The organism is Corynebacterium sp., assembly GCF_030532965.1.
GTDB lineage: Bacteria > Actinomycetota > Actinomycetes > Mycobacteriales > Mycobacteriaceae > Corynebacterium.
This window is the reverse complement of record NZ_JAUNKC010000017.1, coordinates 1-23,450: the sequence shown is the minus strand read 5'-3', so window position 1 is coordinate 23,450 and position 23,450 is coordinate 1. Positions and strand designations below refer to the sequence as shown.

Genomic DNA, 23,450 nt, shown 5'->3' with positions numbered 1-23,450 from the left:
TCCCACATTCTTGGAGGAAATCGCCCGCATATTCGTCCTCGTCGGCAACAGCGTGTATGCGAAACAATACTTCACCAAAGCCCGCGACGTTGAACGCGTGCACGCCCTCCCCATCGACAATGAACGCCACGCGCAGGTCTTCGCAGAATACGCCACCCTCGGTGCAATCAGCGCGAAAGCATTCTCCCAGGAAGCCCGCGACGCCGCAGCACGTATGACCGCGCAGGACGCCTACGACTACTTCTTCGGCCTCGTCATCGACCAGGCGAAAACTGGGGCGGGGGTGTACGCGAACGCCGTCAAGGATCTCCACACCCTAGGCAAAAAGATTGGGAAAAGCCTCCACGATGTCGAACAGGAATTTGTTGCCGCGTACCTGCCCACACGCAGCTTCGCGAAAACCCCCGACAGTCTCCTTTCAACAATCCTTGCTCGGTTGCCCCAGATCCTTTCCGCACGCCCCGAACTAGGCGACGCTCTGTATGCGGCAATCCCTGAGAAGTGGATGCTCGGTGACTATGTGGACGCGCTTGTCACACTCAACCTGTGGGAACCGCTGTGCGCTGACCCCAACAAGTTTGTGCCGTGGCTGGAATCGACGGTCAGCCACGGCAACAGGGTCTATGGTTTCTTCCGGCGAACTGACTCGCGTGTGCTCGACGCGATTGAGCGCAACAGTGATGCGCTTCAAGGCCTGGTGTTGAAAACGAGAACTCGGCAGTATCACCTTGACTATCTTGACTCGCTGATCGGTGCAGGTGTGGGCTGGTCCTCGATCCCCTACCCGCACGAGTGGCAAATGATGCCCACCTTCGACGGCTGGATTGTAGAGCACCACCGCGATCTGAAACACATCCTTGCCCACGCAGATACCCGCGCTTACCTGATGCAGCATCTGCATTTTCCAGACCTCGCCAAAAATTGGGATGTGCTTGTTAGCTCTGAAGCTGTGCGCGGGATGATCCGCGAAAAGCTTGATGATCTCCGTGAACAACGCAAAGCCGCCACCGGGTCGAAGGCGGCGTGGAAGTCGCTGGACTGGAGCCGCCAACACATCACCGACCCCAGAGTGCGGGAAATCAGCCCCCGCACCGTTGACGAAATCCTCCACATCGACCCTGCTGAGGAGCTTGCTGAGCGCCTGCGCCGCGGCACAATCGTGGAATACACTTGGCCCACGTTTGAGAAAGGCGCGAAAACGTTCGCCACCAAATCCGCCCCAGCCGTCGCGGCGTTTCCGTACGTTGCAGCACACAAAGGCACAAAACTACGGCTTTTCGACGGCGACACCATGCACACCTTCACAGTTCCACGAATCGAGGAATTAGAGTGCGCAATCTTCCACAACGATGATGTCCTCATCGTCTATCGAGAACCCACCAACTATGAGTTGATGTGGATGTGGCTTTCCAAAGGCACACCCCACCTTGCACCCAATGCCAACACATACACACAGTCTTGCGATTACCCCCACATCATCGAGGATTCCTGCTACATAGGTGGCGCGGACATTTCCACTGGTCACTTGGAGCATCTGGGTGGGGTGCACCTTGGATTCGGCCCCACCTATGTCGCCGGTGAAAAGCAGGGGCAAGAGTTCACTATCCTGCCTAGTGGTGAGACAATGCTGGCTGCTGATTTTCATGCGCGGTTTGCTCAAGGTGACCTACCAGGATTGGACATTCCCGCAGCGGCCAGCCTGGCGTCGCAGCACGGTGTGCAGCTGTCACTCACCAAAAGTTTCACCACCTGGGCCACCGACACTACCGCGCAGTCCCCTTTCGGGGTGGATGGTGGAAAGCTGTACGGCCTCGTTTTCCCCACCGATTCTGGTAGTACTCACTACGTCAGCCCACTGGGGACGTTCCAGTTCAGTGATAAGAACATGCAGTTCGCGGTGGTGAAACCTGGTGATGGGGTGTGGTTTGTTGGGCATTCGTTGGATCTGGGTCATGTGCTTTACCACCCCGCCACCGAAACCGAAATCGCGCACTCTCTCACCCACACAGGTGCCGAGCATGTACTCAATTTCCTCCCACCGGCCGGATTACACCAACTTAAGATCCGCAACCAGAAAGCCAGTGCCGCTATGCGGGCTTGCACAACTGCGCAGGCAGCCGAACTCATCACCAACCCCGAACGCATCCTCAGCTTCGCCGATGGGGATCAAACCCTTGCGGCAGCGATCGCCGGAATGATTGCGGAGATCGGCGAAATTTTCTACGTGCAACTTCCCCTCCCCGCACTGAAGACGGTGCCGGAATACCTCACGCACCTGTATCAAATTCTGGGTGATCACATCCTGCTGCCGCCCGCTGTTGATCCTGACAACCCGAAGCAGTATTTTGCTGAAAAGATGGTTCGTTTAGCTCAGGTCCTTGCCGACCCACACGACAGCGGTGACGTGGACCTTAGCTTCGGAATCGGCATGATTACGGAGACGATCGGCAAAGAAAAAGTATGGTTGGCGCAGTTAGCAACCCCAGGTCTTCCCATTGAGTGGGTGCGAAACTTCCACGCGTTTCTTACTTGGTGCGCCGACCATCACGTGTTGGGGACGTGGCATCGGGTGAGCCTACCAACCGTGTTTCATACCAGTGAGTGGAACAATAAGGTCCTTGTTTTAGGCACGTATGGTGGCCACGCGCTTTTGTGGAACCCCGCTCTCAGCACCCGCCCGGAACTACCAGAACATCAGGTTCACCTCAACGATGATCTCTTCGTTCCCGCCGACGAATTCACAGCCGCCCTCGATGAGATTCTCAACTGGCATGAGAAACGGCATGCGGCGGGAACAACGAACACCCCAGCATGGTCGCACACAACCATCGCGGAAGCGGCCTCCCGCGCATCATCGGTGTCCACACTTCCACCGCGCGTGTGGGCTGCACTATTTGCGGGAGCGCATTTTCGCCCATTCCAACAAGATTTCCTCATCGCCACCGACGAGATTGCTAGGGCGCTGGGGGTTTCACCGAAAGACGTGGCAAAACTTCGCGGCTGCGTCAACGGGAACTTCGACTCACTCCACGACTCTGTTCTGGGGCTTTCCTGGCATGAAAACTACCTTTCCACAGGGCCCTCCATCCAGGCGCTTGACGACGCGTGGACCAGGTTGTGGGGCAAACCGTGGGTTCACCTCACCGACGATATGTGGAATGAGATTCCCCCGGAATTATTCAGAAGGGTTGGTGCCGCATTCCATGGGTCGATTGGCACCCACGATGAGCACCGCAGTTGGAAAATGGATCAGGTTCTTCCCGTGTATCTCCACCTCGCCCAGCTCCTCGACCCCGGCAGTCAGGCGGCAGTAAACCTCGCCCAACGGATCACAGACCTTCGCACCTGCGACGCAGACGAGCACCACTACCCATGTGTTAGTGCCGTGCATGACGGTGAATTCGATTCACTGATCAGCTACCTCAAGGCGGGCAGCCCAGTCGTGGGAATAAAACAAGATCCTCTCATCAGCGCACCAGAAACCGTGGCTGACGTGGCACAAACACTTCGCTTAAGTGAAAACGCGGCAAGATATTTTCTGCAGCTGTTGGCACTCGCCCGCCCCATGGACAAAAACATCAAAGAGTGGAACGGGTGGACGAAAAAACAACTCGATCAGGCACGCGAAGAACTTTTAGAAAAGAAACTTGTGGTCACGGCGAAACGCGCGGGAACGGGCCGCAGCGTCTTCCTGCCCGGCGGCTGGTTAGACAAAAGTGACACCGGTCCCGCTATGGAAACCTGGAAAGCACCCCACTACCTCCTGTGGGATGACACAAAATGCCGCCCCATCGTAGACACCTGCCCACCGATCCTGCCCTACCCGAATCTTTTCGCCGAGGTCTGGGAACGCTACAAATCAGGTGACGTACCAGGCTATGAAGAACTCACTACAAAACGGTATCGAGGTAAAAATAATCTCCGTTTCCTCTCGAACATTGAAGCGAGTAACTACAATTTACGACCATGATTCGCCTGCATTCCACCCCGCATCGCAACGATATTCCTGCTCTAGTTGTCACCTATGCCACGAATCAATTAACCTCGCCAATCATTCGGCTAGTTCCCGAGCCTTTGGAAACAGCAGAAACAGTGGCTTTTTCTGCGGTTGGTGTGGAAAAGATGAATCAGACCCACATCGGTTTCACCCCGAAACGCGCCGCGGGTTTCCCCGCGTGGGCCATTCTCACCGACCCAGACAACGCGCAACACGCCCTCAACCTTGTTGCGGACGTGGAGTGGGCGCGTCGAAAAGCACATACCCACGCGGGGCAGGTGAAAGACCGCATCGACGAGCTCACTGTGGCCTTACAGAACTCCGCGCCGCATTTCCTGCCTACGTTTTTGGAGGAAATCGCCCGCATATTCGCACTCGCCGGGAATATCCCCTACGGCAAGCAGTACTTCAACAAAGCCCGCGATATCGAGGAATTCTACGCCCTCCCCATCGACAACGAACGCCACTCCCACGCTTTCACGGAATTCACCAAACTCGGGGTAGTCACGGCGAAAGCACTGTCCAACGAAGCAAAAAACGTGGCCACACGCATGGAACCACAGGAAGCTTTCGACTACTTTTTCAATCTATTAATCGACCAAGTTCGCGCTGGTGTCAGCTTGTACGTGAAGGTCTTCAAAGACCTTGAAGCTCTGGCTAAAAACGCAGGCATAGACCCCGAAGCCGCCACAATTGAGCTGATCGCAGCGTACCTGCCCAGCCGGAGCTTCCCCGAAACCCCCGAATCGTTGCTGAACACGATCCTCACGAAGATGCCGCGCGCAGTTGCTCAGCACCCTGACCTTGCGGATATCTTCTACACAATAACCTTCGGAAATTGGGACATCAATGACTATGTGGCGGTGCTACAGAACGCTCAGCTGTGGGAGCCGCTGTGCGCTGACCCCCAAAAATTTGTGCCCTGGCTTGAAGCCAAGATCGCGTTCGGGAACTGGCGATTCAATTTCTTCCATAACACCAACCAACACCTCCTCGACGCTATTGACCGTAACAAGGATGCGCTTCGCGGTCGTCGAATCGCCACCAATCGTGCCACCTACCATCTCGACTACATCGATGCACTTATTGCTGCCGGTGCGCGGTGGTCAACGCTCGATTCCCGCTTCGGGCGGTTAATGGTCGAGTTTTTCGACGCCTGGCTCGCCGACCACCACCGCGACCTCAGCCATCTACTGGGCCGGGAAGAAATACGGTGGGATTTTGTTGAATACCTCACGTTTCAGCAACTGGCGAAAAATTGGGACCTGGTTTTCGCGAATGAAACTGTGCTCGGGATAGCCACAGATATGCTTGAAAATCTCCACAAGGAGCTTACGTCTGCCACGGATTTCGCCCGAAAGAAAATGGTGAAGGAAAACCGCAACTATCTGACCGATCCCCGGCTCAAGGATATTCACCCTGAAGTGATCGCCATGGTCGTTCCTGATGAAGCAACCACGGAGAATACGCAAACCGCATCGCTTTCAGATTCCGCAGCTTCTCAAGGCCTCGCTACTGGTGCGCTGAATAAGATTCCGAAGCCGCCGGAGCTTTGCTCCGACTACACACATTTATGGTTCAATGCGTCCCTGCACAAGCTGGCCGAAGAATTTAACGATCCTAAAAACACTGGTCATGCGTTGCTTGACTGCCGTCTCCAGGTCTTCGTGGGCAGCATCGGGCGGGAAAAGGTCTGGCTCGCATCCCTCGCCGCGCCAGGAATTCCACTCGATGTAGTGCGCACCTACTGTGAATTCCTGCATTGGTGCGCCGACTACGGTGTTCTCGGCGCCAAGCTTTCCAGCACCGTGCGTAGTCAACAAATATATGTCCACTCCCAACCGCCCGCCGATCTGAGAGCCTACGACGACTTTTTCGTCCCCAAATACGACTTTAAGAAAACCCTCGACGAAATCCTAGCGTGGCACGAAAAACGCCACAGCGCGGGGAAACTTCCAACGCTTGCATGGGATAACGTTTCGCTTTACGACATCGCCACGCGCGCTGCTGCCACTTCCACACTCCCACCACGGGTGTGGGCCAGCCTGCTGACAGGAAGCTACCTCCACAAGATCGCGGAACAAACACGCATCAACACTCCCGAACTAGCGAAAGCACTCGGAACCTCCGTGACTGCGCTCAAGAAGCTACGCGCCCACACAGGTGACAATTTCTGCGAACACGACGAAATACTCCTCGGCCTCGGCTGGCACGATAACTACCTCACTGAAGGCCCCAACATCGATGCAATCTGTACCTTCTGGGAAGATAAGTGGGGTGTGCCGTGGATTCACCTCACCGACGACATGTGGGATGGCATTCCCACCCAGTTATACGAAAATATCAGCGCAAGTTTTCACCGTGAGCCCTTCCCCAATGACGCATATGTAGCATATAAATTCACCAGCCTCCTGCCCGTTTACCTGCATTTAGCCCACCTAGTGGAACCAGGAAGCGAGGATGCACACACGCTTGCTGGCCGCATCAACGCCATGCGTGACTGCGACTATTCCTCTCCGGTATTCCACGAAACCCGTCATCAGCTCCACTCACTGCAGGCAGTACGCGAGGGCCACCTCGATACGCTCCTCAACTACCTCACGGAAGGAACCCCAATTGCGGGAACCAAGCAAGACCCTCTCATCAGCGCACCAGAATCCGTGGCCGATGCAGCGGAAACTTTGGGCCTAAGCGAGGAAGCAGCCAAGTACTTCCTTCAACTTCTCGCACTTAGCGAACCCACCGATGCGGCGGTAAAAAAGTGGAATAACTGGACGAAGAAGCAGTTCGACGAAGCCCAGCAAGAACTCATGGATAAAAACCTTGCTGTCACAGCGAAACGCACAGGTGCTAAGCGCGGCGTCTTCCTGCCCGGCGGCTGGTTAGAAAAGAGCGACACCGGCCCCGCCATGGAAATGTGGAAAGCACCCCACTACCTCCTGTGGGATGACACAAAATGCCGCCCCATCGTAGACACCTGCCCACCGATCCTGCCCTACCCGAATCTTTTCGCCGAGGTCTGGGAACGCTACAAATCAGGTGACACCCCAGGCTATGAAAAACTCACCACGAAACGCTACCGCAGCAGGCGTTAATTCTTCCGCCCCAGAAAGTTCTTACGAAAGGCATCCCATGAAGATCACAGTCCTCGTTGATGGCAACGAATTCTTTGAATACGCATCAGTTTTTCACACCATCGACTGTGACCGGTCGGCTGGAAGTTTCAGTGTTGAATGTGGGGTGCTGTTTGTTCGCACCGAACGAGGCTTATTTGTTGGTGACCCCTATGATGAGGATTCGTACCGGGTGGAAGAAATTGAGTCGCTTCCTGGCAGTGCCCATCGGGCATTTTTGGATTCCGGTGACGTGCTGAATATTCAATGCGAAAATCCGCTGGATAGCTATGTTTTTCAACAGCTATGGGTCGGCGTCGCGAGGCCGGAGGGAAACGAGGTTTTTGATTCCATCACGGTCGTTTTTAGCCCCGATGGCCTAAGCAGTTGTGATGTGTACCGCGATCCTGACTCGGGAGACCTGATGGAAAGAAACTTTGCGTTGTCCTTACACGTGGGTAGTTCGGAAGGTACGCGTCGGCTCAGGCTTTCCGAGTTCGGGAACGTACTGCACAACCACGAAGAAGTATCCTCGATAGATTTCGTGGAAAGCTCTCTTGTCTGCCACCTGACTAATGGCGCGACGGTTGAACGTGAATTAAAGCTTGCTGGTTTTCTCACAAAAATTATCAATGATCTGCAGGAAATGTGCAGAAATCCGGCATGATCCCCCTCTCGCCCCTTTTGCGCATGATTACCATGGACACACGATGAAAACCGAACCACGCTTGCACGAAACTTTGCACGCTACGATCACCACGTACGGTGATGTCAGTGAATATGTGGCAGCTATCGAGTCACTTGGCCTGTGGGAACGCCTAACCACCGACCCGGAAGAGTTTGTGCCGTGGTTTCAAGCCGCCATCAACTACGGTAATTCGGCACAGGAGTTCTTCTACCCCACCAGTGCCAGGTTGCTGGATGCGATTGAGCACAATGCCAACGCACTTGCAGGGCGTGCGATAAGGCTGCGGATCAATTTTTTCCACCTCGACTATCCGGACGCGCTTCTTGCAGCGGGTGTTCAGCAGTCGCAGATTCGCTTCGACCCTAGTTGGCTTCACCCAGTCTTTGATGGCTGGATTGCACAGCACCACCGCGATCTTGGGTGTCTTTTAAGCAATGAGAGAATCCGTGAAGAATTATCGCGGAATTTTCGGTTCAACCTGGTAATTGGCAATGTGGACGCGTTTCTTGGTGCCTCGCCGGCGAGGGAGTTTTTAAGTTACATTCTTGAGCGGTGGCGCGATCGCCGCAAAGAACTTACTGGGTTCTTAGGCGAATGGGCGGCGGCGGAATCGACGCTGAAACTTATCGCTGCCGAGCCCCGACTACGGGAAATTAATCCGCAAGCAGTGGCGGAAATCCTGCACTGCGATGCGGCTGAGGAGCTCGCCGCACGCCTGCGCCTAGGCACTCTCGTGGAATTCACCTGGCCCGCTTTCGAACAGGGTGCGGTGTCGCTCATCGGCACGAACGAAAACGCGCAAGTGGGGGAAGCTTTTCCGTATGTTTCGGTACGTAAGGGCAAAAAGTTGGTGCTTTTCGACGGCGAAACCACCCGCAGCTTCCTCATCCCCGATACCGCACCCCCAATAGCTGTTGTGTGGCCCGCTTTTCCCATTGACGATGATGTCCTTATCATCTACGAGAACGCCGAGCCCCCGTATGACTACGAATGGATGTGGCTTTCTGATTGCCAACCCCACCTGATGCCCGATGGTTCGTTCGATGCTGTTTCTTTCAATTATCCCCAAAAGATCGGCGACCAGTATTTTATTGGCGGCAATCCAGTTTCCGCTTCTAGCCATGAAATTTCACCGGTGGGGATTCGTCTCGGGTTTGGGCCGACGTATGTCGCTGATGCTGTGGATTCGGAAAACCTCACGGTACTTCCTTGCGGTGAATGCATTCCAGTTGAAGAATTTGATCGGCACTTCGCCGCAGGAACTTTAGATGGCCTCGACATTCCAGAAGCCGCTGCGGTTGCGGCTGAAAGTGGTGTTCCCCTATCGTTTTCGAAAAGTTTCACTGCCACAGCATCGGATTCCACCGCGCATTCCCCCTGCGGTGTTGATGGCAACCGACTGTACGGGTTTTCTTTTTCTGGGTACCTTGACGATGTCACGTTCCAGACATGCTATGTCAGCCCATTAGGCACGTTCTACTCCCATAAGATTCCAGACTTTTTCGCCGTCGAAAAGCCTGCAAGCACCATCTGGTACGTGTGCGAGCCTGAATTTTACGACGACACCATTCGCTTGTACGACGCCGCCACCGAAAACCACATAGCGCCTTCACTCACCCACACGGGCGATCTTCATGTGTTGAACTATCTGCGGCCAGCAGGTTTCCATCAGCTTCGTGTGCGCAACAAGAAGGTTAGCGCGAAGATGCGGGCCTGCACCACCGAGCAGGCACGTGCGTTGATCGACAACCCGTTAAGCATCCTCGACTTTGCCGAGGGCGATGAAACTTTGGCTGCTGCGATCGCGGGAATTCTCGCCGAAATCCGCCAACTTTCCCACGTCGATATGGATCTACCGCCTCTTACGAGCGTGCCGAAATTCCTCACATACCTGTATGAATAGGATTGCGATTGCTAACCCCGCAGATTGTCGGCTGCCTGCGGTGGGCGCGTCGACAAGCAAAACGACACCGTCGGATGGGCAGTTACCCTGTTCTCTTGGAAGAAATCGCACGTGTTTTTCGATACTGTGACAGCGAGCGTGATGGGGTCGGAACCTAGCTCACTGTGGGGAAATGAAAAACTTTCGAAAACCGCCCACTTTTCGAACAAAGATAATGGAAAATAGTTGCTAAATCCGTTGATCCCCACTGTAAAAAGAACGACCGCCATGAGAAGCACAGCACCACTGTTTTCCGCCCACAACCACCCGTCAAGCATTCCGCTCATGGCGGTCGCATTCACCGCAGATGTTGGTCTCGTTGCCCCGCTGGTTAAGCTTATTCCTCAGCCAATAGTGGAAGCGGAATCGCTCGCGCTTGCGGCATTCCGTCTTATCAAACAATCCCACACCCCGATTGGCTACACCACCCACCAGCCGTCAAGTTTCCTAGCCTGGGCAGTGCTCACTGACCCCACAAACGCACACCACGCGCTTAGCCTGGTTCGGGAGCTACAGAAGGCACGTCGACACGCTGATGATCAGGCGGGGAAGGTGAAAACGCGGGTAGAATCCGTCGCGGCAACCATGCAGGAATCTGTCCCCCACTTTATCCCCGCTTTCTTTGAGGAAATCGCCCGCATTTTCCACCGCGTAAACAACCTTAACTACGCGAAGCAGTTTTTCGGCAAGGCCCGCCAGCTTGAAACGGATCTCAACCTTGAAGTCGATCCCGAACGCCACGCCGCGGTGTTCTCTGAGTTCGCGGGGTTGGGTGTGGTCAGCGCAAAAGTGTTCTCCCTTGAAGCTCGCCGCGTGCTCGCCCTCATGGAACCGCTTAGGGCCTACCAGCATTTTCTCGCATTGGTCATCGCGCATGCACACGGCGGGGTTCCCGCTTACGCGGATGCGCTCAAAGACCTGCGGGGTTTAGGCGCCGCAGCAGGCCTCGAAGCCAAAGATGTGGATAATGAATTCGTGCTCGCCTACGCCCCCACTCCCGGATTCCTCCGCACCGCTATGGCGCTGCAGCGTAAAATTCTGCCCACACTGAAACGCCTTGTGCCCCAGCACCCGGAGGCTGGTGTGCACCTTGCCGAGTTTATCCCCACAACAACCACCATCGAAAGCTACATTGACCTGCTTAAAGCCGCCAACCTGTGGGAGAAGTTGCGCACCGACCCGGCGCGGTTTAGGGCATGGGTTTCGCTGATTCTCAACGAGGCCTACTACATCGACTCGTTTGCGCAGGAACCCCACCGTGAGTTTCTTGAAGCGATCGACGCGAACGCCTCCACCCTTACTGGTTTGCGGGTGACGGGTAACCTGCGTACGTTCCACCTGGATTACCTTGACGCCTTTGTCGCCGCCGGTATTGAGTGCGTGGGGCTAACATCCCGCTACCGCCGCGACATTGCTTTCGACTTCCCCTCGTGGTGTCAGCGCCATTACCGTGACCTTTCCGCGCTCATGGCGGTCAAGGAAATCAGGTGGCGGCTTGTCGACGATCTATCGGCGCGCGTACTTACCGACAATCTCGACGTATTCCTCGAAACGGAAACCACAACCACACTCGTAAAGGAGTGGCTGGAACAGTTCCAGCGGAATTGGGTGGCGTCGATAAGTTCCAGCCCCGTCGCAAACTTGTATTCCAGCCGCAAACTGCTCACCGACATGCGGCTTTACGACGTTCACCCGCAGGCGATGCTTAAGATTTTCGGCACCAGCCCCGCCCTAGCACTACAGGAGAAGCTTGTCGACGAAACCTGGAAAAATGCCATCCCTGATGACGAGCAGGCCGGGGTGAATAAGTTCCGCCTGCCCCGAGTCACAGCCAAGCTGGCGAAGTTAACTGAGAAAGAATGCGCCCAGCTGATTGACCAGCCCCTGACGATTCTTGAGGTTGTTGAAGGTGACGAGGTACTCGCCACCACCATAGCGGCAACCATTGCCGAGATTGGGCAGCTTCCCGATGTGACGCTCATGCTCCCCGAACTCACGGAAATCCCCAGCTGGTTAGGCGTAATGTATGGGGTCGCACCGAAAGAAGAAGGCGACGACCCCACCACCCTTTTCCCACTACCACCCACGTTGGGCCAAGAGTTCTCCGTCAACGATGCTCAGTTCCTTGCCAAGCTGCTGTATAGGCCGAAGCAAACTGGGGAGATCATGATGGATCACTCCTGCAAGAAGCTTGTCGAAAACATTGGGCAAGAAAAGGTCCTACTTGCCCGACTGTCACGCCCCGGCATCCCCATCGACACAGTACGGAAGTATCACACGTTCTATTCGTGGTGTGCGAACCTGAAACTTTTAGGCACGTGGCGGCGGGAAACACTAGCCGATAACGCGTTCCCGACCTACGGCTTTACCCCACACTGGGATAACAACGCGCTCATCGTGCACACAAACAGCGGCTTCTTACGGTTGTGGAACCAGGATGTTTCCAACAAACAAGCTAATGGCGATGACTTCTTCGTGGCGCAGGAAGAGTTTTTGAGCGCACTCGATGAGATCCTCACGTGGCACGAAGACCGCCACGCAACTCACGCCACCACTGATCCCGCCTGGTCTAATGTGACGGTTGCACAGAAAGCTTTAGAAGCGGCACAAGTATCGACCCTCCCGCCGGAAAGCTGGCGCTACTTCTTTGTTGTCGACCGTGACACCTACAACCCCGCAGCGTGGACGGATGAGTGGGAACACAATGCCCAAGAAATCCTAGGGCTCAGTGCTAATAAGCTGGAGCGCGCCTACCACGATTGCGCTGCCCAATTCGGGGAAGACCAGTTTGAGCTGCTCGCCACCGCATGGCATAAGGACATGGTGCGCACCGGCCCCGACATTGGGAAGCTGGCGAAAGCGTGGGCAAAACGGTGGGGTTCTCCTTGGATTCACCTCACCGATACGATGATGGCGGAAATCCCCGCCCAATACCACCATAAGCTAAGTGAGAAGTTTCACCGAAACCCCCACGACAAACCTGATCCTGAAGGGTGGGCCTTTCGCACATCCCTGCTGGTTGTGTACCTGTATGTGGCACAGCTTGTTGAAGCCTCCAGCGATACTGCACGCGCTCTGGCCCAGAAAATCTCCCACTTTCACGACTACCCGGTTGCCGATGACGCCCCTGAACTATGCGGCAGCATCGAAAAATTCGGGTTCTTCCACAGCGCACTCGAAGACGAGGCACCCCGCGTGGTGTCAGAAGGCTACCTCGATCCCCTCATCAACTACCTAAAAACCGGCACCCCCCTTCACCGGTACCGGCCAAGACCCACGTGCAAGCGCACCCACAGTCGTTGCCGACGTGGAGCACACCTTAGGGCTCAGCGCCGACGCGGCCTGCTATTTCCTGCAACTATTGGCACTTCTCAACCCCACCGACACCAACACCAAAAAGTGGAACGGGTGGACCAAGAAACAGCTCGACACTGCACGCAGCGAACTGCTGGTGAAAAAACTTGTCGTCGAAGCCAAACACACCGGTGCCGGCAGGAGCGTTTTCCTGCCCGGTGGGTGGTGCGAAAAAAGCCACTCAGGACCAGGACTAGAGGTGTGGAAAGCACCGCACTACCTGCTGTGGAACACAGAAAAAGCCACACCCGTAATCCCCACCTGCCCACCAATCCTGCCCTACCCACACCTGTTTGCTGAAGTGTGGCAGCGCTACACTTCAGGCGACACCCCTGGGTATGAAGAACTCAGAACCGAACGTTACGGACAATGACACACACCATCAGAGCCAACAAACGTGACGGCGACGTGCTGGTACTCGCCATGCGGTTTCACAACCCGCACACCAACCTAACCCTGGTCAGGCTCGTGCTCGAACCACTTGCACAAGCCGAAACACTCGCACTCACACGCATCGGGATGCGGGAGGAAAACCACGCGACCGTGGGGTACACCCAGCCCAGAGCGCTCGGTTTCCCCGCGCATCTTATCCTCACCGACCCCGACAACGCGCACCACGCGCTCAATCTTGTTGCGGACCTACGGTGGGCGCGTCGACAAGCAAAAACCAAGCCCACGGCGGTAAAAACCCGCATCGATGAGCTAAGCTCCCGCCTCGAAGCATCCGTACCCCACTTCCTGCCCACCTTTTTCGAGGAAATCTCCCGCATCTTCACCACGGCAGGCAACGCGCACTTAGCAAAGCACTACTTCGGCAGAGCCCGCGAAACAGAACGCGCCCACGGCCTTGCCATCGCCCCAGAACGCCACGCCCAAGCCTTCGCCGAATTCGCCGCTTTTGGGGCCATCAGCGCCCACACATTCACCGAAGAAGCCCACCGCCTGGCAGCACACATGCACCCCGAAGAAGCCTACCGCTACTTCTTCAACCTGCTGCTCAACCAGGCGCAAACCGGTGTGGGGCTCTCACTTGTCAACCTCACGGACCTAGAACACCTCGGTGTCGCATCTGGGCTTTCCGCAGCAGAAGTCGACGCGGAATTTTTCGCGGAATACGTCACCACGCGCAGCTACCGGAAAAGCTCAGCCAGGCTTCTCACAAAGGTGCTGGCAGCCATGCCTACCGTGGCGAAAAACCACGAAGCCGCCCACGCATTCACCTACACAATCCCCACACGCATGACGGCGAAGCAATACTTCGCCGCACTCAACGTATCTGGGTTGTGGGAGGTGATCCGCACCCGCGCTGAAACGTTCCAACAGTGGCTTCACACACTCATCGACCAGGAACAATACTCAGGATTTTTCTCCCATTCCGACGGTGATTTCATCGCACAGATCAGCCACTGCGCTCGGCAAGCAACGGGTATGGTGATCACCAATTATCCGCTTTCCTGCCACCCGGATTACCTCGACGTTTTCCTCGAAATAGGAATCACGATCACCGTAACCAGACGCGAAGAAACCCTGAACTTCTATAACTGGAAAGCCAGCCACCACCGCGACCTTAAGTATGTGGCGAAAGACCCCACCTTGCGCCCCATCGCGGTGGACACTTTCTTCCGTGTTTACTCCTACCTCAGCTTCGATCCATCTTTCTTCAATCCCTTTTTCGCACTGGACCCCACCCGCGACCTGCTGCGCGAATGGTTGGACAAGGTGCGGGAAAAGAAACAGCAGGCCATTGGTTGCCACAGGCTGTGGAACGAACTCGATGGGAGTGTCTTCGTGGGAGTAAGGTTAGCGGGTGGGGTTACCCTTAGCAGGAAGCACAATTGGTTAATGATCCGTTGAGTATTCTCAATTTTGCTGAACAGGACAAGGTTCTTGCTGCTGCGATTGCGGGAATGATCGCGGATATTCGCGAAATCTCCCATTCAAATTGTGCGTTGCCTTACTATGAGTCGGTGCCCGACTTCTTGGCTCACCTCTACGACGATTGATCTTCGACCACTATGAGTGCATTGAGTATTCCCCAACGGCCACGGTTAGCATCGGATGGTTCTGACGCCGAGTTTGTTGCAGCAGTTCACCGGGTGGCGGTGGCGCTTGCCCACCCGCTGGTAGAAGGTGCCGCTGATTTCAGCGATTGGGATTTTGTGGATACCATTGGCCGCGAAAAACTGTGGCTAGCAGCGCTTTCGCGTGCGCATCTTCCACTTAATGTGGTGCAGCGTTGGCACGGGTTTCTTTCGTGGTGTGCCACTTATGGTGTGTTGGGTACGTGGCGTCAAACCCCGATCACTGCGCACTCACCCTACCCGCATGTACAGGAGCATTGGGAGGATTATTCCCTTGTGCACTATTTGTATAATGAGCAAAACTTGTTGTGGAATCCTGCCCTGACCACCACACCACCGGTTGCATGCCGGGTTGAGGATTTGTTTGTGCCCGCTGATAAGTTCCGCTACGCCCTTGACCAGATCCTTATCTGGCACGAGAAGCGATCCCCCGCGAACCATCCCACCAAGAATCCGTTTGGGGAATTGCTTCAGAAGAAAGCGCAGGAAGCAGCATTATTCACTCCCCTGCCTAAGAGCGTGTGGGTGCGTATTTTTGAAACCCATTTTCTGGGCAAACCACACACGCGCCCGCCTGCGGGAATAAGCAAGCGGAATGTCACCGCGTTTCATAAGGCAGTGACTGAGTATATAAATGTTTCCACTAGTGTTTTCACGTTGGAGCTCCCTAGCTTTTTCTTTGCCGAATCGTGGCACCCGCTTTTTCATGTGAAGGGCCCCTCCATGAAAAGTTTGCGGGCTGTGTGGGCTAGGCGTTGGGGTCAGCCGTGGATTCGTTGTGAAGATGAGTGGCTAGACCAGATCCCCCGCTCGATGTATCCGCAGCTTGCCCAGCTGATTTTCGCTCATATTCAAGACGGTAATGAAGTATCCGCATGCTCGTGGCAGGATCGGCTTCCTGTGCTTACCTGCCTGGCGCAGGTGGTTTCCCCGGGTACTCCGGCAGCACGCGCGGTTGCGGATCAGATTGAAGCGGGAATTGCTGTAAACAGCCACGAAATCTCTTACTCTACCCATGAGACTAACCCCCGTGAGCTCCTTGAGTACTTGCGATCTGGCGAACCCCAGCGCTCCCCCTCCCCTTGAGTCCTAAGCCCGTGTGACATGGCAGCGGGTTCACGTTTTCCATAACAAATCGCAAACTTGGGTGATTACGCGACAAATTTGTTGACCTGTACTAACCGACCACCTTTAGTTTCCCTCACTATGATTGACCTGCGCTGATCACTGAATCATACTGGGTTTGCGATAGGGCATAAAGAGCCCGCCCACTCCAATAAACACCACTGTTAATCAACACGATCGCAGATTCTTTCCCTACAATCGCGCGGCGCCCTCGGTTTTATCCCCCTCTTCAAACACGCAATCTCGCCGACTAGCAGGGACGATTCACACTCGTCGCATCACCTATTCAAAACAACCCCACCCCGCCACTAAACCCTCTAAGCTTTTGAAATAAGACCGCCATATTTTTGAGGACGTGATTGTTATGAAGAAGCAATTACTTGCTTTAACCGCCTGCTCCTTGGTTCTTGCGGGTTGCTCGAATTCTGATACACCCAAAACGACAGAAGCCGCCCCCACAACGTCCCATTCGATCCCTGTACCAAAAACTTCGGTGGAAAATAAGACACCTCTGGCGGATACCGACGTGGGATTTTTGGGGTTGCAAGCTCCCGAAGGCGCAGTCGATATTCATCGTCATTCCTTCAACGAATACGACCCATCAGTCATTGAAGCATTTCCACATTTGCGGCAATATGAGCCAGAAATTCACAGGTGGATGGGTAATTATCCCCATGTCACATACGAACAGATCCTTGAGAAGGTTCGCACTACATTGGGTGAAGATCGCGCTTTTGGGGAGATCAATGGCATGAAGTATGCGGAAATCACCAGCATTCCGAACCCACTCCTCCTTCAAACTGAAGATGGGCAGCAAATGAAAGAGCATCAGCTTTGCTGGGAGGAACAAATAGGGGAAGGTGCCTACCGCTCCCTGACCATTTTTATCCGTGAGTTTCAGTACCCTGAGATGCCAATTTCTGGTGTGGAATACTACTACGCAACCCCGTTCGGCTCCGATTGTAATACTCTGGCGAAAACTGACTTCGACGCTTTGTCACAGGGAGGATAAGACTCCAACGATCGCTGAGGATTGCCACACCCCTTGAGATTAGCCAGGTTATCCCTGGTGAACCTGACTTACTTTAAGGATTCCCCACTTTTGTGCGCACGGTTTGGCGTCATGTGCTTTTCGACGCCAAACTAGGCCGCCCCATCGCACCTTCCCGTAGTGCTCCAGGTAGAAAATACCCGTTGAGCCTGCGTAGCAGCGGCGGCACGTTATTCCTCGCAAATCGCACACATGGGTGATTATTGCTCGCTACAATTTTGTTGATCTGCACTAACCAACCGCCCTCATCTCGCCCCTCACCATGATTACTCCGCGCTTATCCCCTCACCCCACGGATGTCCCTCTCGTCGCGGTTTCCCGCCGATCACCTGCGCTTTCCCATCCGATTGTTCGGCTGTGCCCAGAACCCATCGTCGATAGCGAAGTGGAGGCGTTGGGCATGTGCGGTTTATCTGCAACTGGGCAGTCCTTTTGTGGGTTTACGGCACCGCGTGGCTTGGGTTTTTTCGAAAGAACGCTCTTGCACAGCCCCCAGCATGCGTACCGCGCCCGCGGGCTTGTGGCGCGGCTACGGTGGGCGCGTCGACAAGCGAAGGTTGATCCCGAAAAAATCAGTGTTTGGGCGGAGAAAACCGCAGACGGCCTGCGCGAAACCGCCCCGAAGCTGTGTGAGTTTTTCCTAGACAAGGTCGCACGGATCTTCGTCGCTACCCGCAACTTTGAATGTGCGCAACGCTTTTTCAGCCGAGCACGTGACGTTGAACGCGGGCTTTGCCGCACCCCCGACACCATCCATGTAATCCGCGAGTTTGCGGCCCTTGGGCTTATCGACGCCGCCACTTTGTCGCATGAAGCCCGCAGCGCCGCGCGGGGCTTGTCGCCGCAGTATAGGTGCCAGTTTTTCGGCGAGCTTCTCCTTGCTCAGGCGTATGCGGGGGTGAGCCTGTATGAGGAGGCTTTCGCCGACCTGCATCATGTAAGCACGCAGTGCGGCAAGGGATGTGCTGACGCTGACGTGGACTTCGTTGCCGCATACTTGCGCACCCCAGCTTATGCCGACACTGCCGCGGGCCCGCTTGAAAGCATCGCTCGGGTACTGCCTAAAGCTATACGCAAGCACCCTGAAAGTGTGGAAATCCTGCTCACGGTCATCCCGCCGAAGTGGCAATTCGTTGATTATTTTCACATGCTTGACAAGTCTGGACTGTGGGAGGTTTTGTGCGACGATCCAAATCGATTGCGCCGCTGGTTCAGCACTGTGGTTGATTGTGCGGGGCACACAAAGTTCTTTAGCAAAACCGATAAGCAGTGTCTGGAGGCTTTGCTGGAAACCGGCACAGCATTAGAGGGACTAACAATCACTATTGGGGTCGAATCCCTGTGGTCTGAGGATAAGTACAGGTTTCACCCTGATTTCGCGGATGTATTGTGCGAGTTGGGTGTTAGGGTGCGTACCCGCATCGAAGACCCCAGTGCTTTCACACACTTTGATCTTGGTGCGTGGGAGGACAATCACCACCGCGATCTGAGCCATCTTGTCGCATGTTCGGATCTTGAGCAGCAGCTTCTTGATTCCGTCACTAGGTGCGGTCGGTGGCGCGTATTCGATGCCCTTTTCGATACCCCTGCCACCCGGGTGTTGGTGGCCCGCTGGCTTGATCGTGTCAACGACCAGCAGCGTGCAGCGGCCGGTTCGTTTTCGACTTGGATTGCTTTGGACGAAGAGCTTGCCTGTTTCGAGAATCTTCGCCAAGATCCGCGTCTTGAGGCGATCAACCCGGACGCGTGTGCGGGGATCATGGGGGTCGATCCCGCTGCGGAGCTGGCCGAACAGATCAGGCGCGGAACGATTGTGGAATACTCGTGGCCCACGTTTGAAAAGATTCTGGGCCCTTTCACCCATGGCAAGAATCAGTCGGTTTTGGGGCATTTCCCCGAGGTGTTTATTGAAGATGATGGGCATTTTTATCTGATTAATGGAACCCACGAACGCATTTTCCACACAACCGAAAACCCGGAGGTTTATCAGGTTTCACTCACCGATGATGATGTTTTCATTATTTTTGAAGACCGCCACACCATCGCATCACGGTCGATGTGGCTTTCCGAGGGAATTCCGCGCCCTATTTACGCGGAAGAGTTTTGTTACGAGGGGGATTATCCCCTCACGATCGACGGTGTCCCGCACCTTGTCACCACCTCCATCGCCCCTGGCACCCCAGTGCCCGAGTTTGAGCTGGGCGCACACATCGGTGTGGGGCCGGTGTATGTGCAGTCGTGGGAGGATGACGAAGACATCGTCTTTGTACTCCCCGGCACTAAAACTTTGACCACCGCGCAGTTCAATGCCCAGTTGCGCGCCGGTACGCTTCCAGGTGTGCCGCTGCCAGAAGACGCTTTCGGGTTCCTGCCGGAGGACGCCGAGCTGGATTTCTCGGAAAGTTTCGTGGTGCCAGCAACTGACACCACCGAAGATTCCCCGCTGGGTGTTGATGCTGGTCTGCACTATAATTTCTGCTTCACCAGCAATTCTGAGCCCGGCAAAAATTGGTGCATTACGCCACTGGGCGCCTTCTGCTTTACTGGTGAACCTTTCGGCGTGGTCCCGATACCCGGCCACACCGATGCCCATGGCGGCACCCCAGTGTGGTTGATCCGCAAAGATCGTTTCGGCCGCACGGCTACGCTTTTCGACGCCACCACCAACGCCGAGTTTTTCCCACCGTACACAGGTGCAGGCGATTTCCATGCCCTCAATTCCCTGCCCGTGTCAGGTTTTCACCACCTTCGCGTCCGCAACGAGAAGGTTTCGTCCAAGATGCGTTCCTGCACCACCGGTCAAGCCGCCAAGTTTTTGAAGAATCCGCTGGCCATCCTCGACTTTGCCGAAGGTGACGAAACCTTGGCTGCCGCCATTGCCGGAATGATACCGGGAACCCGATGGCTGCCTGGGGCAAACGTTAAACTTCCCCACCTTGATTCGATTCCTCCACCGTTGCGGTTCCTCTATGAGCAGCTAGGTCCTTCTGAAGAGACTGCACTATGAATGCGTTGCCACGAGTATCCGCATCCCATGATTGCCTAGCCAAGCCGGTGCACGCTGTCGCCTTCACTACGTCTTTAAGCCTTCGCATGCCGGTGATAAGGATTGTCCCCCACCATCTCGTTGCGGTGGAAACACAGGTGCTGGGAGCCGTTGGGTTTGTGAAGGAATCAGAATCTTTGGTGGGGTTTATTACCGAGCAACCACCGCGTCTCCCCAACCGGCTGACCCGCATTGACCCCCGCATTGCGCATCACTCCGGTGATCTTGTTCCGGTTGTGTGGTGGGCGCGTCGAAAAGCGGAAACTTCCCCAGAACGAGTGCGTAACCGCATCTACAAGCTGGCGTTTCAGTTAGAAGACACGGCGCGGGAAGTGTTGCCGAATTTTTTAGAGGAGGTTACCCGTATTTTCGCCGCCGCCCGATTATCACCGAAGTTCACTTATGATTTTCCCTTTGCCCCAGTTTTTCCATTTATCTTGATTATTATTTTTACTCCAATCTTTAGGCCTAATGACCTTTATTTTTGATAGAGAAAAATTCGGTAATCGGAGTTGATGAATAAACTAACCTATCATAGACACACGCGAGTTTAGCACGATGAGTCCTCTCTAAATCAGGCAAAATCTTGTGTACTACCTCAATAAAATCCTGAGAATCAATCAATCTTAAGTAAACCAACCACATTAATGATTCAACCAAAAAATAACTTTTAAATTCCGATTCAAGTAACTTATTCACCAATTCTGGGTCCCTATTGAAATCACTTTCTTTATTTTCGATTTTAGGAAGTGAACCTTTGAATTCTCCACAAAGTCGAATGTATGAATCCAATTTCAGGGTAATTTTATTGTTGGCAAGAGCCTCAATTACAGGATTTAATCCCGAAAAGTTAACCACCCCATCAGCTGAAATACGTCCACTTTTTTGCAAGTATTTCCAGGTAGGAAGGTATTGATTGCTCCGCGCTTTAATATGCTTGACTATACCGTAATCTAAAATGTTACTCGATTCCATGGGCTGAGGAGCTTTCTCTAACACATCCATTACCAAGTCGTCAGTTTCGAGAATCTTCTCTGTAATAGTCATTGCCTGTGAAGTGTCAATTCCTTTAAACTCACCAAGTCCGAAAACAACTTTCTGCCCCTTAGCTTCAGGCGATTCTAAAGGCAAAGCAATTACTTTTTCTCGATTTGGCTCATCATTCAGAATCGTTACAATGTCATACAGCTTTTCTCTCAGCTGTCGAAGCAACGGCCCTGAAAAACTCCTCTCCAAACTTGCTAGAACTTCCCAGATCCATTTAAAACTATGCGTATAGATACGCGTAACAGGAAATCGTTTACCTCCCCTTTCCAACGAACATGTCTCCATCACCGGAACGCTGTCAGGATCATCGTTCCATTCAACTAAATAAAAACGTGTACTTAAGGTATTGATTTTTTTGTCATCGACTGCTAGCGAAATACTCTCTATGATTTCGTTAAGATACTTATCATTCATGCTGTATCCAACGAATATGATTGGGTTTTCAGCAAAAATAGTCAATAATTTAGCAGCTAGATAAGCATTTCCTCTTTCAAATTCCTTATAATCCGCATCCGTAAGTATTAAACTATTAGCATCACTTATGCAGCCGTGAATCTTATAAATCTCAGCAATGAATTGAGCGTCCCCCAGTAGAAGTTCCTGCTGTCCGATGTATGGTCTGAATTCGGGAAAAATCTGCTCACAAAGCGAGTCGTAATTTGTGGTAATAATGCCATCTACGGATACTTTCGAAAGGATCCGCAGCTCCTCAGCCATATCACTGGCATCGACACCTGGAACTCCCGCTTTTAACTGACTCTTCTGCTTGATATATTCGGAAACCGCAACTTTAAGGGCTCCAGATTTCCCTTTTATTTTTCCCCGATATTTGTTTTTCTGTTCAGAATACTTCTCCGTATGCCACCAAAAATCATGAAATTCCTCTGCGATGACGGACGCTACTGTAGGGAGATCGTTATCATGTGACGCGGTCAAATAGTCAAAGTCTTTGCCCAGTTCATCAGAGAATAGTTTTAGAAGGCCTCCCCAATCGGGGAGCCCTAAGTATCTTCTGGAAAGACCGCTCCCAAGGAATAGGTAGGGCATATAAGGACTTTCCCTAGTATACTTTTCTAACGATTTCTTAAAGTCATCCGCAATCTGCATTGTTACTTCACTCATCCTTCTATTGTATCTGGTTAAGTTTTCTCGATTTAGGGATTGAAGATTTTCCACTAGGCTTTGTCGTGGGTAAGGTGTAGAAAAAATTCTTCTACTTTTCCATTTCGTAGCAAACCACGAGAGTGGGGAAATAGCGGATACCACGTTGAGAGTGTTTGATGAATGCAGCGATCTCCTTCAGGTTGGAAAACGAAAAGTTATCCGCCTGTTTTGTTTACTTTTGTCATATGATTTCAGTTCTTCATGGAACCAGCGTCAGCTTCAACTACAGATGAAGCCTCCCCTAACGATCAGTACAGTTCACAATCCTGAGAAGACTCCGTTAAAACGTCAGCTGCGCTCCAGACACTCAAGAAATCTCTCACACAGCTCAAGCCCACCATCGATTTCATAGAGGGCGTTCACGAAGTGAGCGATGTGTGAGTCTTGTTGGTCGTCGGGGGTGACGTTGGTGAGGAAGTCCGTATTCGATAGGAAAAACACCACACGAATAATCCGCGCGTCGCGGTCGTCACGTTGGCTGCGATCCCAGTAGCCGGTTGCATCCCCATAGTTTCTGAATGCGGATTCTAAAGCCTTTGCAGTTATAGCACCGTCAAGGAAACCGAAGCCGCATTCCACCAGTGAGGCTACTGGTGCAGGGTCGGTGGCAAGCGGCACCACCTTGTCTTTTATAAAGGTGAGGACTGTGCGAATAAACGCGTCGTAGTTATCCATCAGGGTGCCGTCTTCAATGGCATCCACAATGTCGTTGAACCGACTAATCTCTTCAGGTTTCATCCCCACACTCCTTTAAACAAACAAGGAGGTTTTCTCACCGGGGAAATGGGTGTGAATTTTTGACCTGTGGTTTTGGGGTTTTGGCGGGTGTGTCGTAACAAAAG

The 23,450-nt window shown here is 53.8% G+C and carries 13 protein-coding genes; 11 read left to right on the top strand and 2 right to left on the bottom strand.

The window, feature by feature from the left end; all coding sequences use genetic code 11:
* Positions 1 to 10: 10 nt before the first annotated feature.
* From Q4D85_RS08740 to Q4D85_RS08690, 11 genes are all read left to right on the top strand, one after another.
* Positions 11 to 3,970 carry a hypothetical protein gene (locus Q4D85_RS08740; protein WP_303199751.1) on the top strand — a complete coding sequence of 1,320 codons (3,960 nt, stop codon included), beginning with the start codon at positions 11 to 13 and terminating at the stop codon, positions 3,968 to 3,970.
* Positions 3,967 to 7,092, top strand: a complete 3,126-nt coding sequence (locus Q4D85_RS08735) for a hypothetical protein (protein ID WP_303199750.1) — start codon at positions 3,967 to 3,969, stop codon at positions 7,090 to 7,092. Before Q4D85_RS08740 ends, Q4D85_RS08735 begins: the two co-directional genes overlap by 4 nt.
* A 37-nt stretch (positions 7,093 to 7,129) precedes the next feature.
* Positions 7,130 to 7,777: a hypothetical protein gene (locus Q4D85_RS08730; protein WP_303199749.1), complete on the top strand. Its 648-nt coding sequence runs from the start codon at positions 7,130 to 7,132 to the stop codon at positions 7,775 to 7,777.
* 43 nt (positions 7,778 to 7,820) lie between these two features.
* Complete coding sequence (locus Q4D85_RS08725) at positions 7,821 to 9,701, top strand: hypothetical protein (RefSeq protein WP_303199748.1); 1,881 nt, start codon at positions 7,821 to 7,823, stop codon at positions 9,699 to 9,701.
* A gap of 267 nt (positions 9,702 to 9,968) precedes the next feature.
* Entirely contained in the window at positions 9,969 to 13,394 is a 3,426-nt protein-coding gene (locus Q4D85_RS08720; RefSeq protein ID WP_303199747.1) for a hypothetical protein, read from the top strand.
* Between the two features lie 69 nt (positions 13,395 to 13,463).
* Positions 13,464 to 14,948 carry a hypothetical protein gene (locus Q4D85_RS08715; protein WP_303199746.1) on the top strand — a complete coding sequence of 495 codons (1,485 nt, stop codon included), beginning with the start codon at positions 13,464 to 13,466 and terminating at the stop codon, positions 14,946 to 14,948.
* Positions 14,945 to 15,097, top strand: a complete 153-nt coding sequence (locus tag Q4D85_RS08710; protein WP_303199745.1) for a hypothetical protein — start codon at positions 14,945 to 14,947, stop codon at positions 15,095 to 15,097. Before Q4D85_RS08715 ends, Q4D85_RS08710 begins: the two co-directional genes overlap by 4 nt.
* 12 nt (positions 15,098 to 15,109) lie before the next feature.
* Positions 15,110 to 16,261 (top strand): hypothetical protein, encoded by a 1,152-nt coding sequence (locus Q4D85_RS08705; protein WP_303199744.1) that lies wholly within the window; start codon positions 15,110 to 15,112, stop codon positions 16,259 to 16,261.
* Positions 16,262 to 16,664: 403 nt separating this feature from the next.
* Positions 16,665 to 17,312 (top strand): hypothetical protein, encoded by a 648-nt coding sequence (locus Q4D85_RS08700; RefSeq protein WP_303199743.1) that lies wholly within the window; start codon positions 16,665 to 16,667, stop codon positions 17,310 to 17,312.
* 301 nt (positions 17,313 to 17,613) lie between these two features.
* Positions 17,614 to 20,358 (top strand): hypothetical protein, encoded by a 2,745-nt coding sequence (locus Q4D85_RS08695; RefSeq protein ID WP_303199742.1) that lies wholly within the window; start codon positions 17,614 to 17,616, stop codon positions 20,356 to 20,358.
* Positions 20,355 to 20,885: a hypothetical protein gene (locus Q4D85_RS08690; RefSeq protein ID WP_303199741.1), complete on the top strand. Its 531-nt coding sequence runs from the start codon at positions 20,355 to 20,357 to the stop codon at positions 20,883 to 20,885. The genes Q4D85_RS08695 and Q4D85_RS08690 overlap by 4 nt, the downstream gene beginning before the upstream one ends.
* On the opposite strand, the gene Q4D85_RS08685 is transcribed toward Q4D85_RS08690, so the two are convergent.
* Positions 20,866 to 22,566, bottom strand: coding sequence for an SIR2 family protein (locus tag Q4D85_RS08685; RefSeq protein WP_303199740.1), 1,701 nt, complete (start codon positions 22,564 to 22,566; stop codon positions 20,866 to 20,868). The two genes, Q4D85_RS08690 and Q4D85_RS08685, sit on opposite strands and share 20 nt — an antisense overlap.
* Positions 22,567 to 22,896: 330 nt before the next feature.
* The gene (locus Q4D85_RS08680) at positions 22,897 to 23,346 is read right to left on the bottom strand and encodes a hypothetical protein (RefSeq protein WP_303199739.1); all 450 of its coding nucleotides are present in this window, start codon (positions 23,344 to 23,346) and stop codon (positions 22,897 to 22,899) included.
* Positions 23,347 to 23,450: the final 104 nt, after the last annotated feature.

Bases quoted from the DNA above. Each gene is read 5' to 3' on its own strand.
- Q4D85_RS08695 (WP_303199742.1), top strand. From the start codon at position 17,614: ATGATTACTCCGCGCTTATCCCCTCACCCCACGGATGTCCCTCTCGTC.
- Q4D85_RS08730 (WP_303199749.1), top strand. From the start codon at position 7,130: ATGAAGATCACAGTCCTCGTTGATGGCAACGAATTCTTTGAATACGCA.
- Q4D85_RS08680 (WP_303199739.1), bottom strand. From the start codon at position 23,346: ATGAAACCTGAAGAGATTAGTCGGTTCAACGACATTGTGGATGCCATT.
- Q4D85_RS08690 (WP_303199741.1), top strand. From the start codon at position 20,355: ATGAATGCGTTGCCACGAGTATCCGCATCCCATGATTGCCTAGCCAAG.
- Q4D85_RS08720 (WP_303199747.1), top strand. From the start codon at position 9,969: ATGAGAAGCACAGCACCACTGTTTTCCGCCCACAACCACCCGTCAAGC.
- Q4D85_RS08705 (WP_303199744.1), top strand. From the start codon at position 15,110: ATGAGTGCATTGAGTATTCCCCAACGGCCACGGTTAGCATCGGATGGT.
- Q4D85_RS08700 (WP_303199743.1), top strand. From the start codon at position 16,665: ATGAAGAAGCAATTACTTGCTTTAACCGCCTGCTCCTTGGTTCTTGCG.
- Q4D85_RS08715 (WP_303199746.1), top strand. From the start codon at position 13,464: ATGACACACACCATCAGAGCCAACAAACGTGACGGCGACGTGCTGGTA.
- Q4D85_RS08685 (WP_303199740.1), bottom strand. From the start codon at position 22,566: ATGAGTGAAGTAACAATGCAGATTGCGGATGACTTTAAGAAATCGTTA.
- Q4D85_RS08735 (WP_303199750.1), top strand. From the start codon at position 3,967: ATGATTCGCCTGCATTCCACCCCGCATCGCAACGATATTCCTGCTCTA.
- Q4D85_RS08725 (WP_303199748.1), top strand. From the start codon at position 7,821: ATGAAAACCGAACCACGCTTGCACGAAACTTTGCACGCTACGATCACC.